The 13,049-nt window shown below is 68.7% G+C and carries 14 protein-coding genes and 1 pseudogene; 9 read left to right on the top strand and 6 right to left on the bottom strand.

The window, feature by feature from the left end:
* Positions 1–215 precede the first annotated feature (215 nt).
* From ACQP2O_RS48775 to ACQP2O_RS48755, 5 genes are all read left to right on the top strand, one after another.
* The gene (locus tag ACQP2O_RS48775; RefSeq protein ID WP_433176535.1) at positions 216–446 is read left to right on the top strand and encodes a DUF7660 family protein; all 231 of its coding nucleotides are present in this window, start codon (positions 216–218) and stop codon (positions 444–446) included.
* 532 nt (positions 447–978) lie between these two features.
* Entirely contained in the window at positions 979–1,494 is a 516-nt protein-coding gene (locus ACQP2O_RS48770) for an NUDIX domain-containing protein (protein ID WP_433176533.1), read from the top strand.
* Positions 1,495–1,674: 180 nt separating this feature from the next.
* The gene (locus tag ACQP2O_RS48765) at positions 1,675–2,187 is read left to right on the top strand and encodes an HIT family protein (protein WP_433176531.1); all 513 of its coding nucleotides are present in this window, start codon (positions 1,675–1,677) and stop codon (positions 2,185–2,187) included.
* Positions 2,188–2,326: 139 nt separating this feature from the next.
* The gene (locus ACQP2O_RS48760; protein ID WP_433176529.1) at positions 2,327–3,205 is read left to right on the top strand and encodes a PhzF family phenazine biosynthesis protein; all 879 of its coding nucleotides are present in this window, start codon (positions 2,327–2,329) and stop codon (positions 3,203–3,205) included.
* A 190-nt stretch (positions 3,206–3,395) separates the two neighbouring features.
* Positions 3,396–4,067, top strand: coding sequence for an AAA family ATPase (locus ACQP2O_RS48755; protein WP_433176527.1), 672 nt, complete (start codon positions 3,396–3,398; stop codon positions 4,065–4,067).
* Here ACQP2O_RS48755 and ACQP2O_RS48750 read toward each other — a convergent pair.
* Positions 4,020–4,817, bottom strand: a pseudogene (locus ACQP2O_RS48750) (AraC family transcriptional regulator); the annotation flags it as partial. The gene ACQP2O_RS48755 and the pseudogene ACQP2O_RS48750 overlap by 48 nt on opposite strands.
* 185 nt (positions 4,818–5,002) lie before the next feature.
* Between ACQP2O_RS48750 and ACQP2O_RS48745 the strand changes: the two are divergent.
* Positions 5,003–5,749 (top strand): phytanoyl-CoA dioxygenase family protein, encoded by a 747-nt coding sequence (locus ACQP2O_RS48745; protein WP_433176525.1) that lies wholly within the window; start codon positions 5,003–5,005, stop codon positions 5,747–5,749.
* A gap of 30 nt (positions 5,750–5,779) precedes the next feature.
* Here the strand turns inward: ACQP2O_RS48745 and ACQP2O_RS48740 are convergent, their stop codons facing one another.
* Positions 5,780–6,049 carry a hypothetical protein gene (locus ACQP2O_RS48740; RefSeq protein WP_433176523.1) on the bottom strand — a complete coding sequence of 90 codons (270 nt, stop codon included), beginning with the start codon at positions 6,047–6,049 and terminating at the stop codon, positions 5,780–5,782.
* A gap of 25 nt (positions 6,050–6,074) precedes the next feature.
* Positions 6,075–6,821: a L,D-transpeptidase gene (locus ACQP2O_RS48735; protein ID WP_433176521.1), complete on the bottom strand. Its 747-nt coding sequence runs from the start codon at positions 6,819–6,821 to the stop codon at positions 6,075–6,077.
* A 93-nt stretch (positions 6,822–6,914) separates the two neighbouring features.
* Here ACQP2O_RS48735 and ACQP2O_RS48730 point away from each other — a divergent pair, with 93 nt between their 5' ends.
* On the top strand, positions 6,915–7,604 hold the full coding sequence (locus ACQP2O_RS48730) for a response regulator transcription factor (protein ID WP_433176519.1): 690 nt from the start codon (positions 6,915–6,917) through the stop codon (positions 7,602–7,604).
* The gene (locus tag ACQP2O_RS48725) at positions 7,594–9,390 is read left to right on the top strand and encodes a sensor histidine kinase (protein WP_433176517.1); all 1,797 of its coding nucleotides are present in this window, start codon (positions 7,594–7,596) and stop codon (positions 9,388–9,390) included. The genes ACQP2O_RS48730 and ACQP2O_RS48725 overlap by 11 nt, the downstream gene beginning before the upstream one ends.
* A gap of 28 nt (positions 9,391–9,418) precedes the next feature.
* Here the strand turns inward: ACQP2O_RS48725 and ACQP2O_RS48720 are convergent, their stop codons facing one another.
* Together ACQP2O_RS48720 and ACQP2O_RS48715 are read right to left on the bottom strand one after the other, a co-directional pair.
* Positions 9,419–10,405, bottom strand: coding sequence for a hypothetical protein (locus ACQP2O_RS48720; protein ID WP_433176515.1), 987 nt, complete (start codon positions 10,403–10,405; stop codon positions 9,419–9,421).
* A 128-nt stretch (positions 10,406–10,533) separates the two neighbouring features.
* A complete protein-coding gene (locus ACQP2O_RS48715; protein ID WP_433176513.1) occupies positions 10,534–11,178 on the bottom strand; it encodes a TetR/AcrR family transcriptional regulator in 645 nt (214 codons plus the stop codon).
* Between the two features lie 81 nt (positions 11,179–11,259).
* Between ACQP2O_RS48715 and ACQP2O_RS48710 the strand changes: the two genes are divergently transcribed.
* The gene (locus ACQP2O_RS48710; RefSeq protein ID WP_433176511.1) at positions 11,260–12,153 is read left to right on the top strand and encodes an NAD(P)H-binding protein; all 894 of its coding nucleotides are present in this window, start codon (positions 11,260–11,262) and stop codon (positions 12,151–12,153) included.
* Between the two features lie 78 nt (positions 12,154–12,231).
* Here the strand turns inward: ACQP2O_RS48710 and ACQP2O_RS48705 are convergent, their stop codons facing one another.
* Entirely contained in the window at positions 12,232–13,041 is an 810-nt protein-coding gene (locus tag ACQP2O_RS48705) for an SAM-dependent methyltransferase (RefSeq protein ID WP_433176509.1), read from the bottom strand.
* Positions 13,042–13,049: the final 8 nt, after the last annotated feature.

The raw sequence follows: 13,049 nt of genomic DNA, 5'->3' as shown, positions 1-13,049 counted from the left end.
GGGAGGCGCCGGCCGTACGGTCGACGCTATGAGCAAGGGCGACAGTGAGGAAGTGCAGCGGCGGGGCGAGCGGGAGGCGGCTGCTGGGTTGTGGCCGATCCGAGTCCGGACCGCTCGCCCACGCAGCAGCGAACTCAGCCTCGGTGAGCCGTTCCAGTCCCCACTCCTCTGGTTGCACGCGCGGCGCGGGCATAGTGACCTGATGCCGTCCCCATGTGCTTCCTCTGCCCGGTGATGCCGCCGCCGTCAGTTCTCGTGAGGAGCTGGTCGCATACGTGACACGGCTACAGGCCGCGATCGAAGCCGGAGTAGAGGTGGAGAACGACACCCTTGACCGGTTTCTTGAGGCACTCGCGGCCAAGTTCGAAGCGCAGCCGCCCACCAGCGGGGACGCGAGTTGGTCTTGCTTCGCTGACGTCCTCTCGGCCGCATTGATCTACGAGTAGCCGTGAGACCGGCCAGAAGGTGGTCATCGCCCTCGGGCGGCCCACGGCCGTGCTATTAGCGTGCCATCTAGCCCCGGTGAACAAACGGTCAACAGCGGTCGAATGGCTGAGCAGGTCAGCGCCCAGGACGGCCAAGATCCGTACGCTTCCCAAGCTGGTAGCGGAGCGACGTGGCCGGGTGGCAAGCCGTTTTGTCGCTCGAAGGAAGCGATCTGATGGTTGGTCGCACCGGACAGTGCCTTGATTGCGGGCGCACGACCGCGGAAGGCTGCACGTGGTAGCTGACGTCTGATCTCGCCTGGGGGCCGGCGAGGCATGGCAACTTCCCTGGAGCGTGGCGGTTTCTCTACCTTAGCCCGGCCCGCTCCCCGGAGGGTGGACGACGGATCAGGGCGGCATGCTGCTGGGCAGGGAGGGCGACGGCTAAGTTGCCGAACACCCGAAGACGTCTCGATCGCAGTTTTATGGTCAGTTTCAGGGCAGGCGGGACGAGCGGAACCTTGCGAGCAGGGTCGGCACTACCCTGAATCTCATGTCGGACGCCACCCGGCCGCACCCGATGAGTCCCGAGGAGTACTACGCCACTAGGCCAGCGCTGTTCGTCGGAGCCGGAGCCCTGTTCTTCAACGACAGCGGTCACATACTGCTGGTCAAACCCACTTACGAGCCCCGGTGGATCGTCCCGGGTGGTGCCATGGAGGCAGCGGAAACGCCACGGCAAACTGCCCGTCGAGAGATCAACGAGGAACTCGGCCTGGTCCGTGAGCCCGGCATGTTGCTGTGCGTGGACTTCGTACCTGCCAAACCGCCGACGCGCCTTATATCGGGGGTCATGTACCTGTTCGACGGTGGCTTGCTCAGCGCTCGTGACCAGGTCTCGATCACACTCCAGGCCGACGAACTAAGCGACCACCGCTTTGTGGAGTCCGCCGCTCTACCCGACTTCATTGGAGGTCTCCTCCTACGTCGTGTCACCGCCGGACTCGCAGCTCGTCAGACGGGGATCCCCGTCGACCTGGAGGACGGCTATCCCGCGTCGATGGCCTAACCGGCCGCCCCGGGCCGGAGGCGAGAACGCAGATTTCAAGATCCGGAACATGCGCGGAATCCTCTGACGACGTGGGGGAGACGAGGAGGCCGGCCAGCCGGTCTTCAAGTTGGACAGTGTCGTCGTAGCTCAGGCTGTCGCTGGCGGGAAGGGAATCGAGCTCTCATGAATAAGTGGGCTGTGAATGAGTATCCCCGCGTAGTTCTCGATACGGCGCGATACGCCGCACGTCTGCAGGCCGACAACCGAGCCGGGCGTTGCTTCATCTGCGAACTCATCGATGACGAAGGTGCCGAGCCTGGAGCCCTGATCTATCGAGATGAGTTGTGTGCGGTCCTCTTCCCCAACACGCCACGTCTGTTCGGCTACACCATGTTGGCTCCGCTGCTGCATCGCACCGGCGTTGTCGCGGATTTCACGGAAGACGACTATGTCGCTCTCCAGCGCCGCATTCACCGCTTGGGGAGGGCCCTGATGGCCCTCGTGCCAACAGAGCGGCTCTACATCTTCAGCTTCGGCAGCCATCAGGGGGTCGCCCATGTTCACTGGCACGTGGTTCCGCTGCCGCCGGGGGTCCCCTTCGAGGAGCAACAGTTCAACGCGGTCAACCGACCTGACTACCTGCAAATCCCTGCCGAAGATCAAGCGGAGCTCGCTACCCGGATCGCGGCGGCGATGGCCCGCAACGATTAGTCGACGTCCCAGGCCCAAGCTGAGCAGACCGGACCCGTAGAACCATCGGATGGGGCCGTGGGGTGTTGGCGAGCAGGGGCAGACCACTGGTTCGGATTGGCTCTGGGGCCGTGTTCAGGTCTGCCAACAGGATGGGGCCATGACGACACGACATGAGGCAGGCGCGGTATCGACCGGCGAAGCCTTGATCGCGCGTGAGTTCCAGCAGGTCGACGTGTTCACTCACGAGCCGTACCGGGGGAACCCGGTGGCGGTGGTGCTCGACGGGGAGGGGTTGTCGGCCGAGGAGATGCAGCGGTTCGCGCGGTGGACGAACCTGTCGGAGACGACTTTCGTGCTGCCGCCGACGGTGCCGGACGCCGACTATCGGGTGCGGATCTTCACGCCGGACCGGGAACTGCCCTTCGCGGGGCATCCGACGCTGGGGACCTGCCATGCGTGGCTGTCGGCCACCGGCGACCGGCAGCGTGATGTGGTCGTGCAGGAGTGTGGTGCGGGGCTGGTCACCGTGCGGCGGGCCGGTGACCGGCTCGCCTTCGCCGCGCCGCCGCTCGTACGATCCGGCCCTGTCGATGAGGCGCTCGTCGGGAAGATCGCGGCGGGGCTCGGTATCGGCCGCGACGAGATCGTGGACGCGCAGTGGGCCGACAACGGCCCTGGGTGGGTGGCGGTGCTGCTCGCCGACGCCGACGCCGTGCTCGCGTTGCGGCCGGGCGATGTCGGGACGCAGGCCATCGGCGTGGCCGGGCGGTATCCGCCCGGTTCTCCTGTGGCGGTAGAGGTGCGGGCGTTCTTTCCGATGGACAGCGGTACGGCCGAGGACCCGGTGACCGGCAGCTTGAACGCCTCACTCGCCGAATGGCTGCTGCGCACCGGCCGGTTGACCGCGCCGTATGTGGCCGGCCAGGGCACCGTGCTCGGTCGCCGGGGACGGGTGCACGTCTCGGCGGACAGCGACGGTACGATCTGGGTCGGCGGCGGCACGATCACCTGCGTCTCCGGCCGAGTTGAGCTGTAGCGTCCCGACGTACGACCACCGTACGAGGATCGAACCGACACTCGAACCGGACCTCCAGCAGCGGCCCCCTCTGCGCCCGCCGTTCGATCCCCGGATCTCTGTTTCTCCCCCCCCTTGATCACCGGCCCATCTGGCGCGCCTGTGGCACGGGCGGGTCAGGTTGCGACTGCACCCCCAGGACGGAGACCCCATGGCATCTGCGCCTCACCAACTGATCGTCATCACCGGCGGCCCTGGAGCGGGCAAGACGACTCTGGTCGAGTTGCTTCGCGAGAACGGTTTTGCCGGCGCGCCGGAAGCGGGGCGGGCGATCATCCAGGATCAGAGCGCCATCGGGGGGATGGGCCTGCCGTGGAGCGACACGGCGCTGTTCGCCGAGCTGATGCTGTCCTGGGACATCCGTTCCTACCGTTGGGCGCTGGCGCAGCCAGGTCCGGTGTTCTTCGACCACGCCGTACCGTGCGTGGCCGGCTACTTCCGCCTGCTGGGCTTGGATGTTCCTGCGCATGTTGAAGCCGCGGTGGCGGCGTTCCCCTATCGCCCTCAGGTGTTCATCGCGCCGCCCTGGCCGGAGATCTACCGTACGGATGACGAACGCCACCAGAGCCTGGACGAGGCCGAGAGAACCTACGAAGCGATGGCCGAGACCTATGCGCAGTACGGCTATGACCTGGTCGAACTGCCCCGTGCCGATCCCCGCACACGAATGCGGTTCGTGCTGGAACAGGCCACCCCCTCAGCCGCCGGGGCGGAACCGAGTGCGGTACGCGGCTGGGCTGAGGGTGAAGAAGTGCCGGAATCGGCGGCTGGCGTAGTTGGGGTCGTGCCAGCCCACGAGTCTTCCGATCGTCGCGACGGGTAGGTCGGTCTCGATGAGGAGTGCCGCGGCGCGCTCGGCGCGTAGCCTGCCCAGATAGGTCATGGGCGGGATGCCGAGCTGTGCGGTGAACAGGCGTGCCAGGTAGGGCGGCGACACGCTCACGGTGGAGGCGAGTTCGTCCAGGTTCCAGGCGCGCTGGATGTCGTTCTCCAGCAGTTGCGCCGCGGCCACCACGGCGGGGTGGCTGTGGCCGGTTCGGTCGCCGGTGGGGTCGGTGGAAAGGGATGCCGCTGTGCCGCCCAGCAGGCAGAGCAGTACCCCGGCCCGTACGGCATAGGCCGGTCCGGGATGGGTGGTCGGGTCGGGCCGGCCTGCGGTTTCGGCCAGACTGGTCTCGACGATGCGCAGCGCGGCGGGGTCGAGTCGTAGAGGGTGACCGGAGTGGTGGCCGGATCGGCCGGCGGTGTGCAGGAGGCGGCCGAGGTGTGGGTCGGCGCGTATCCAGGCCAGTTCGCGCCGGAACACCTCCGGACCGACGTACACGTTGTAGACGGTCAGCCGGTCGCAGTGGTGGTAGCCGTGCCAGTCGCCGGGGCGGAGCATCGTCACCGAGCCGCGGTCCAGGTCTCGTTCGCCCGCGGCCGTGACGTGCGTGGCGGTGCCGCCGGTGACCACGGCCAGTTCGATGAAGTCATGGCTGTGGGCCGAGGTGTCGCTCCGCAGCTCGAATCGCTCGGCGACGATGGGCGGCCCGTCCGGTGGGAAGACCTCCGCCGGCCGGACGCGATGCATCGGGCCTCCCTTCGACGAGTGCTCGTCAAGATTGTGCTACAGCTGGCGGGCTCTCGTGCTAGCCGCGTGGCAGCGGTGGCGGCGACAGTTGTCGAGACGGCAATCCCCAGAAGGCGAGGAAGACGCGCATGACTGTCACTGCCGAAAGCCCACGTACCACGCCGGAGAACCTTTCCGAGGACGTCGTGTCAGCGTACCGACGTGATGGTTTCGTCCATCTTCCCGGAGTCATCTCCCGTACGGACGCGGCCAGGTTCGCCGAAGCGGCGCTGGTGGCACGGAACACCGTCCGGGACAACCACGACGGGAGGATCTTCACGCAGTTGCTCCAGCTGTGGCGGCACGACGAGACGCTGCGCGAGCTCACCTTGAACCCGGATCTGGCGGCCATCGCGACCCGGCTGGCGGGGATCCCGCTGCGGTTGTGGCACGACCAGTTGCTGATCAAGGAGCCGCATAACGGGGCCGCGACCGAGTTCCACCAGGACCAGCCGTACTGGCCGCACGCCGGCTCACGGCACGCGCTCTCGGCCTGGATAGCGCTGGTGGACGTGCCGGTCGACCGTGGCTGCATGACGTTCATCCCGGGCTCCCAGCACCTGGACGGCCTGCGGTCGCAGGATCTGTCCGATCACGGCGACATGTTCACCGTGGCGCCCGAGCTGCAGTGGGAACAGCGCGTCACCGTTCCCCTGCGCGCGGGCGACTGCACGTTCCACAACTCCCGCCTCGCGCACAGCGCCACACCGAACTTCACCGACGACCCGCGCATCGCCCACGTCACCATCTACGTGGACGCGGACCTGACCTTCGCGGCCGAACCCGCGCACCCTGTCACCGACCCGCTCGGCCTGACCGTGGGCAGCCCCCTGCCCGACGAGCATTTCCCGTCCTTCGCCGACCACGCATCCGCGAGTGGAGAAGGCTCCTGACAGAGCGGTTCCGGGCCTGCGGTCCGGAGATCAGCCGGTGTAGCTCGGGTCCTTCGCGACGCAACCGGGGGCCTTGACCGGGCACCCTCTCTTGTCGACACCCAGCCGCGGTAGGCCCGGCTTGTTCCGCGGGTCGGCGGGGTGCGACCCCGGAGCGGGGCGCGACGAGGGGTCGCGGGGCGACACCGGGTTGCTGTGGGCCGGCGGCTTGGGCGTGGTGGTGGCCTCGGCGGCGGCCAGCCCGGTGCCGGCCAGGCCGACGCCCAGCACGACGGCCGTGATGAGGGACTTCAGACGCATCGATGGTCCTTTCGGTGGTTGTGTTTCATCCCTTGACGACGACGGGTGTGCCGATCGTCAGGTTGTTGGCCATCCAGGTGATGTCGTCGTTGCTGACGCGCACGCAGCCGTGGCTGGCCTTGCCGCCCAGCGCCGATTCCTGGTTCGTGCCGTGGACGGCGAGTTGTCCGGGGCCGCCGGCGAACTTCTTGAGCGTGGGCGAGAAGCCGCTCAGCCCGAAGGCGTACGCCCCGTAGGCGCTGTGCGGGTTCGTCGGTTTGACCAACTCGGTGAAGTAGAAGCGGCCGGCCGGAGTGGGTGTGCCGCCCTCTCCGGTAGCGACCTTTCCGGTCCGTAGCACCTTGTCGCCGTCGAAGACGGTGAACGTGAACGCCTTCGCGTCGATCTCCACCCGGTGGGTCGTCGACGACAGCGTGACGTCGGACGCCTTGACCCAGCCGGTGCTGCCGTTGGGCCGGATCGGCAGCAGCACCTTGAGCCAGTCGCCGTCCTTGCCGTCGACGAGGAACACCCGGGTGGCGCCCATCTCGTTGGGGCTGGACAGCGTCTTCCAGACCGCACCGTCGCCCTTCTGCCGGCGCACGGCGATCTGTCGGCCGCGGACGGTCGCTATCTCCGCCGCACCCTGCTGTGTCTCCGCAGCGGCAGCCCGGCCCTCCGCCCTGGACGAGCCGTCACCCGATCTGCCGTCATTCGCCGAGCCGCAGCCGGCCGACCCGACGATCAGGCCGGCGGCGAGCAGGGCGCCGGTGTACGTCTTGAGGTGGCGCATGTCGCGAGATGCTGGCCGAGGAATGTGAAGAAGCCGTGTGGCCGCCGTGATGATCCCGTGGTGCCGGCCTCGAACCCCATACGCTCGGGGGCTATGTGCGCGGATGTCCTGGTCGCGGAGGACGATGTGAAACAGGCGGAGCTGCTGCGCCGCTACCTCCAGCGTGAGGGACACACGGTGCACGTCGTCCACGACGGGCGGGCCGCGATCGACGAGGCTCGTGCGCGCCACCCCGACCTCGTGCTGCTGGATGTGATGATGCCGGGCGTCGACGGGCTGGACGTGTGCCGCGTGCTGCGCGCCGAGTCCGAAGTGCCGGTGCTGATGCTGACCGCCCGCTCGACAGAGGACGACCTGCTGATCGGCCTCGACCTCGGCGCCGACGACTACGTCACCAAGCCGTACAGCCCGCGCGAGCTGATGGCCCGCGTCCGTACGCTGCTGCGGCGCACCCGGCGGGGGAGCGACGAGCAGGTGTACCGGGTGGGCGGCATCACGGTGGACTCCGCGCGGCACACCGTCGTCGCGGACGGGTGCGAGGTCGAGTGCACGCCCGCGGAGTTCCGCATCCTGGAGGCGCTGGCCGCGCGGCCGGAGCGGGTGTTCACCCGGGCGCAGCTGTTGGAGCACCTGCACGGCTTCGACCGCTTCATCACCGAGCGCACGGTCGACGTGCACGTGAAGAACCTGCGTAAGAAGATCGAGCCGCAGCCACGGCGGCCGGTCCGCCTGCGCACCGTGTACGGCGTCGGTTACAAGCTGATCGACGACCGTGCGCCATAGCCTGCTCGTACGGCTGATCGCCGGCACGGTGCTGATCGCGGTCTGTTCGATCGTGGCGACCGCGTGGCTGGCGGCGCGCAGCACATCCGGCGAGATCCGGCATCAGCAGGGCCAGACGCTCGCCAGCGACGCCCGCATCAACGACGCGCTGCTCGGCTACGCGGCGAGCCATCCGCGGTGGGACGGCGTCGAGGGGACCGTACGTGACCTGGCCCGCCAGAACGACCGGCGGATCGCGCTGGTCACCGAGAGCGGCACGCGGATCGCCGACTCCGCGACCGGCCGGCCGCCGCTGCCCGCCCGCGCCTCGGCGGTCGTCGACCCGCTCGCCGTCGACGTGTCGCTGGTGCCCGGCGCGGCCACCGACCGGATCGACGCACGCGCGGTCGGGCCGTTCCGGCTGCCGGACTCCGAGCGCGTACGGCTGCGCAGGGAGGTCGACGCGCAGGCGGCCTGCCGACGTAGGCAGGGGGTGCGATCCGGAACGATCCTCGTCGGCCCCGGCGGCCGACCGTACATTCGCGAGGACGGCCAGGCCACCCGGATGCCGCGCGACGACCCCCTGAGACCACCCCTCGGCGGGCCCACCGTCTCGGCGTGCGCGGCGGATCCGTCGAACGTACCGGGTGCGTTGGGTTCGTTGCGTGCGCCCGGGCCGACCGCCACCGAGAAACGCGCGCTCAAACAGCTCGCCGCCCTGGTCGCGCCGTGTATGCACAGACGGGTCGACGTGTGGCTGGACGAGACCGGCAAGCCGACCGCGTCCGCTGCGGCCGCGGAGTGCCTGGCCGGCGCGCGCCGCACCCAGCTGAAGCCGTACGTCGCGCCGGCCGCGCTGCTCTACATCGGCTCGCCGGATGATCGAACGCCTCGTATCGACCCGTACGGCATCGCCGGCGTCACCGCAGTGATCCTCGGGCTGGCGGTGGCCGTCAGCGTGCTCGTCGCCACCCGGCTGGTACGGCCGGTGCGGGCGGTGACCGCGGCGGCCCGGCGGATGCGGGCCGGCGACGGCGCGGCGCGGGTCAGGGTGCGCGCCAAGGGCGAGGTCGGCGAGCTGGGTGCCGCCTTCAACGAGATGTCCGAGCACCTCGACCGCATGGAGCGGCAGCGTAAGGCCATGGTCAGCGACGTGTCGCACGAGTTGCGCACGCCGCTGAGCAATATCCTCGGCTGGCTGGAGGCCGCCCAGGACGGCGTCGCCGAGCTGGACCCGGCGCTGACCGCCTCACTGATCGAGGAGGCCGCGCTGCTGCGGCACATCATCGACGACCTGCAGCAACTCGCGCTCGCCGACGCGGGCCGGCTGCGTGTGCACCCTGAGCCGGTCGACGCCGCCGACCTGGTCGAGCAGATCGCCACCGTCCACCGCGCCGCGGCGACGGCCGCCGGGCTGGCGCTGACCACCGAGGTACGAGGGACGCTGCCGCTGGACGCCGACCCGGTACGGCTGCGGCAGGCGGTCGGCAACCTGATCTCCAACGCGGTCCGCCACACACCGGCCGGCGGACGGGTGACGCTGCGCGCGTACGCCGACGGCGGCGACGTGCTGATCGAGGTGGCCGACACCGGGCCGGGGATCGCGCCCGAGCATCTGCCGTACGTCTTCGACCGATTCTGGCGGGCCGAGAAGTCGCGCAGCCGGCAGACCGGCGGTAGCGGCCTGGGGCTGGCCATCGTCCGGCATCTCGCCGAGGCGCACGGCGGGTCCGCCACCGTGCGGAGCGAGCCGGAGCGTGGTGCGACGTTCACGCTCCGGCTGCCCGGGAGAACGAGGATCGCCTGATCTCGGCGGAGATGCGGAGGCGGCGGCCCTAGCCGACGCAGCCGGGAATGGTGTTGATCGGACTGCAGTTGTCGGGCATGTTGTTCCGGATCACCGAATTCTCGATGCTGACATTGGCGTTCGCGGTGGCGATTCCGCCGCCGCCGGATCCCTTGTTCTGTTCGACCAGGCTGTGATCGAGCGTGGTGGTTCCCAAATTGGAGATTCCTCCTCCGAGGCTGCCGGAGATGTTGTGGTCCACGGTGCTCTGGATGAGGTGCGACACGCCGTTCGGCTGGGTGTTCAGTCCACCGCCGTTGATCGGTGCACTGTTTCCGGCCAAGGTGCTCCGGAACATCGTGAGTGTCCCGAAGTTGAGGATCGCGCCGCCACCGACGCCGGTCGCTTCGTTCGCGTTGAGCTCGCTGAAGGAGATGTTCGCGTTGGCGTTCGGGCTGTTGGCGAGCGCGCCGCCGTTTCCTGCGCGGTTGCCGGCAAGGTAGACGCGCTCCAGGACGATGGTGCCCGCGTTGAGGATTCCACCGCCGACGGCCGCCGTGCTTCCACCCAGGACGAAGATCCCCTGGGCATGAAGCGTCGCCCCCGACGCGACCTCCAGGATGCGGAAGGCGCCAGGCGCGGCCGGATCGCGCCTGATCTTCGTGCCGGGCCCGCCCACCAGGGTGATGTCGCCCGTGATGATCGGCAGCGCGTCATCGGTGGCGTTCGCGGTCGTGTAGTTGTAGACGCAGTTCGGTGCGAGAAGGAGCTGGGCGACTCCGATCCCGTTGGCCGTGCGGATCGCCGTGACGAGCGCGTCCGGGTCGCACGGGACGTTCACGACCTTCGCCAGGCCGGGCATCGCCTGGGCCGGCGGTGGCGCCGTGCCCAGCGCGATCCCCGCGAGCGCAGCGGTCCCTATACCGCCGGTGATCCTCGAAAAAGAGCCCATTGAACCGCCCCTATATAGAAGTGGACATTTGTCCTGTCGGTGACAAATGGACCCGTCGAAATCTCGCCGACAATAGGGGAACATGCTTGGGCTCATTAGATGCTCGGGGAACATCGCCTGTGCGGAACAGTTGACCAGGATTTGCAGGCGTCTTTCATGGCGACCTACTGCGTGCTCGACGTCAGAGCCGACGTCGATTCTCGCGGCGCCGCTCAGCCGGGCAGGGTCGTCGAGACCATCCGGCGGATCGCGTTCAGGTCGACGTGCTCGGCCAGGGCCGTGTCCTCGGGCATGTCCTTGGCCGCCTCCTCGACGTTGAGCAACATGCGGAACAGTCGCGGCAGCACGGTCCGGCCGAGCAGGTCCTCCGCGAGTGCCGCGCTGTCGGCGTGGTCCATCGCGTACCGCTCGGCGAGGTAGACGCTCAGCCGCTCGTACGTGCTGGTGAATATGGCGTCGAAGTAGGCGTTCGAGCTGCCGGGCAGCCGTTCGGCTTCGGCGATGCTCAGCCGGCAGGTCCGTACCTGGGGCTCCCACGTCATCAGCTGCAGGAACCGCCCGCAGAACAGCGTCACCGCCTCCGCGGGGTCCTCGGCGTACGCGTCAGGGGTCTTCAGTCTGCCCAGGTACAGCTCGCGGACGAGGTCCAGGACGGCCAGGAACAGCTTGTCCTTGCTCTCGAAGTGGGCGTACAGCGACCGCTTGGACGTCCCGGCGCGTGCCGCGACGGTGTCCATCGACGCCCGTTCGTAGCCCGTCTCGAGGAACACGTCCTTGGCCACCAACAGGATGTGGCGGCGTAGCTGCTCGCCTCGCCGCTGTTCACCGCGCCGCCGCGGTTCGCCGTCCTGCCTCATCGGCTTGCAACTCCAAAAGTAAACGGTACGGTAGAGTTTACTTGTGTGATGATCCCCGACCCACGCGCTTGGAGAGTGCTCATGATCGTCATCACCGCCCCTACCGGAAACATCGGACACCAGGTTCTCGACAAGGTCCTCGCCGGCGACCAGCCGGTCCGCGTCATCGTGCGTGACCCGGCCAAGCTGTCCACCGACGTCCGTGACCGGGTCGAGGTCATCCAAGGCTCGCACGGAGATCCACGGGTCGTCATACGCGCCTTCGACGGCGCCGACGCCGTGTTCTGGCTGTTGCCGACCGACCGTCGGGCGGCCAGTGCCGACGAGGCCTACGTCGGCTTCACGCGCCCCGCGGCCGAGGCGATGCGCGCCCACGGCGTCAAGCGCGTCGTGGACGTCAGCGCCCTGGGCCGCGATACCCCGTACGCCGGCCGGGCCGGGCACGTCACCGCGTCGTTGGCCATGGACGACCTGATCGCCGACACCGGCGTGGCGTTCCGCGCGCTGGCCGCGCCCACGTTCATGGACAACGTGCTCCGGCAAGTCCGGGTGATCAAAGAGCAGGGCATGTACTTCGACGTCATTTCCCCCGATCTCAGGCTGCCCACCGTCGCCACCCGCGACATTGCCACCGTCGCCGCCCGCCTGCTGCTCGACGCCACATGGACCGGTCGGGACGAAGTCCCGGTGCTCGGCCCCGAGGACCTGTCCGGCAACGACATGGCCGCCGTCATCTCCGAGGTGCTCGGAACCCCGGTGAAGTACCAGCAGATGCCCGGCCACGCGCTCAGGGATCGGCTCATCGGGTCCGGCGCGTCGGAAGGCATGACCCAGGCCATGCTGGACATGGCGACCGCCAAGGAGAACGGCCTGGACAAGGGGATCGCCCGTACGCCGCAGCACGCGATCGACACGCCCACGACGTTCCGGCAGTGGTGCGAGGACACCCTCAAGCCCGCGGTACAGGCCGCCTGACGGGAACGCGTCCCGAGGGCACCCTGATCGGCGTCGCCGGCACGCGGTAGCCGGAGGGGCTCGTCCAGGCCCGGCGGGCTAGGGCTTCCGCGCCACCCCGGCCCACAGCGGCACCTTCCACGGCCCGACGGCGCCCTCCGGCGGCCGCCAGCTCGGTGGCGACACGATCCCGGGCTCGACGATCTCCAGGCCGTCGAACAGGGCGGTGACCTCCGCCTGAGTGCGCGGGCGGGCCCGCTGCGCGGCGTTGGCGTTCCACATCTCGTACGCCTTCTTGACGGCAGGGCCGCCGATCTCGTCCGTCGCGTGCGTCAGGGCCAGATAGCTGCCGGACGGCACTGCGTCCAGCAGCCTCGACACGATGAAGGCGGCGTCGCTGTGGTCGTTGATGAAATGCAGGAGGCTCATCAGCAGGATCGCCACCGGACGGCTGAAGTCCAGTGTGTTCGCCGCCTCGGAGAGGATCCGGCCGGGCTCACGCAGGTCCGCGTCCAGGTAGGCGCAGGCGCCATCCGGATTCGAGGCGAGCAGCGCCCGGGCGTGGACGAGCACGACCGGGTCGTTGTCGACGTAGACGACACGGGTGTCCGGGGCGATGCTCTGGGCGACCTGATGGGTGTTCGGCGCGGTGGGGAGGCCGGTCCCGATGTCGAGGAACTGGCGAATTCCGGCTGTCTCCGCCAGGAATGCCACGCTCCGGTGCATGAATTCGCGGTCCGCGCGCGTTGTCGTTACGACGTGCGGAAACGTCTGGGCGATCTGGTCGCCGAGGGCGCGATCCGCTTCGTAATTATCTTTGCCGCCGAGCCAATAATCCCAGACACGCGCCGAGTGCGGTCGGCTGGTATCGATCCGCTCCGCCGCGGCCGCAAAGCTGTCGCTGGTCATGACGACTC

The sequence above is a fragment of the Actinoallomurus sp. CA-150999 genome, assembly GCF_050942425.1.
In the GTDB taxonomy this organism is placed as follows: Bacteria; Actinomycetota; Actinomycetes; order Streptosporangiales; family Streptosporangiaceae; genus Actinoallomurus.
The sequence above is the reverse complement of the archived record's forward strand: the minus strand, read 5'-3'. Positions and strand labels throughout refer to the sequence as shown.

Coding starts and splice junctions, on each gene's coding strand:
- ACQP2O_RS48715 (WP_433176513.1), bottom strand. CDS start 11,178: ATGAGGCAGGACGGCGAACCGCGGCGGCGCGGTGAACAGCGGCGAGGC.
- ACQP2O_RS48760 (WP_433176529.1), top strand. CDS start 2,327: ATGACGACACGACATGAGGCAGGCGCGGTATCGACCGGCGAAGCCTTG.
- ACQP2O_RS48720 (WP_433176515.1), bottom strand. CDS start 10,405: ATGTTCCCCTATTGTCGGCGAGATTTCGACGGGTCCATTTGTCACCGA.
- ACQP2O_RS48755 (WP_433176527.1), top strand. CDS start 3,396: ATGGCATCTGCGCCTCACCAACTGATCGTCATCACCGGCGGCCCTGGA.
- ACQP2O_RS48770 (WP_433176533.1), top strand. CDS start 979: ATGTCGGACGCCACCCGGCCGCACCCGATGAGTCCCGAGGAGTACTAC.
- ACQP2O_RS48735 (WP_433176521.1), bottom strand. CDS start 6,821: ATGCGCCACCTCAAGACGTACACCGGCGCCCTGCTCGCCGCCGGCCTG.
- ACQP2O_RS48740 (WP_433176523.1), bottom strand. CDS start 6,049: ATGCGTCTGAAGTCCCTCATCACGGCCGTCGTGCTGGGCGTCGGCCTG.
- ACQP2O_RS48705 (WP_433176509.1), bottom strand. CDS start 13,041: ATGACCAGCGACAGCTTTGCGGCCGCGGCGGAGCGGATCGATACCAGC.
- ACQP2O_RS48710 (WP_433176511.1), top strand. CDS start 11,260: ATGATCGTCATCACCGCCCCTACCGGAAACATCGGACACCAGGTTCTC.
- ACQP2O_RS48730 (WP_433176519.1), top strand. CDS start 6,915: ATGTGCGCGGATGTCCTGGTCGCGGAGGACGATGTGAAACAGGCGGAG.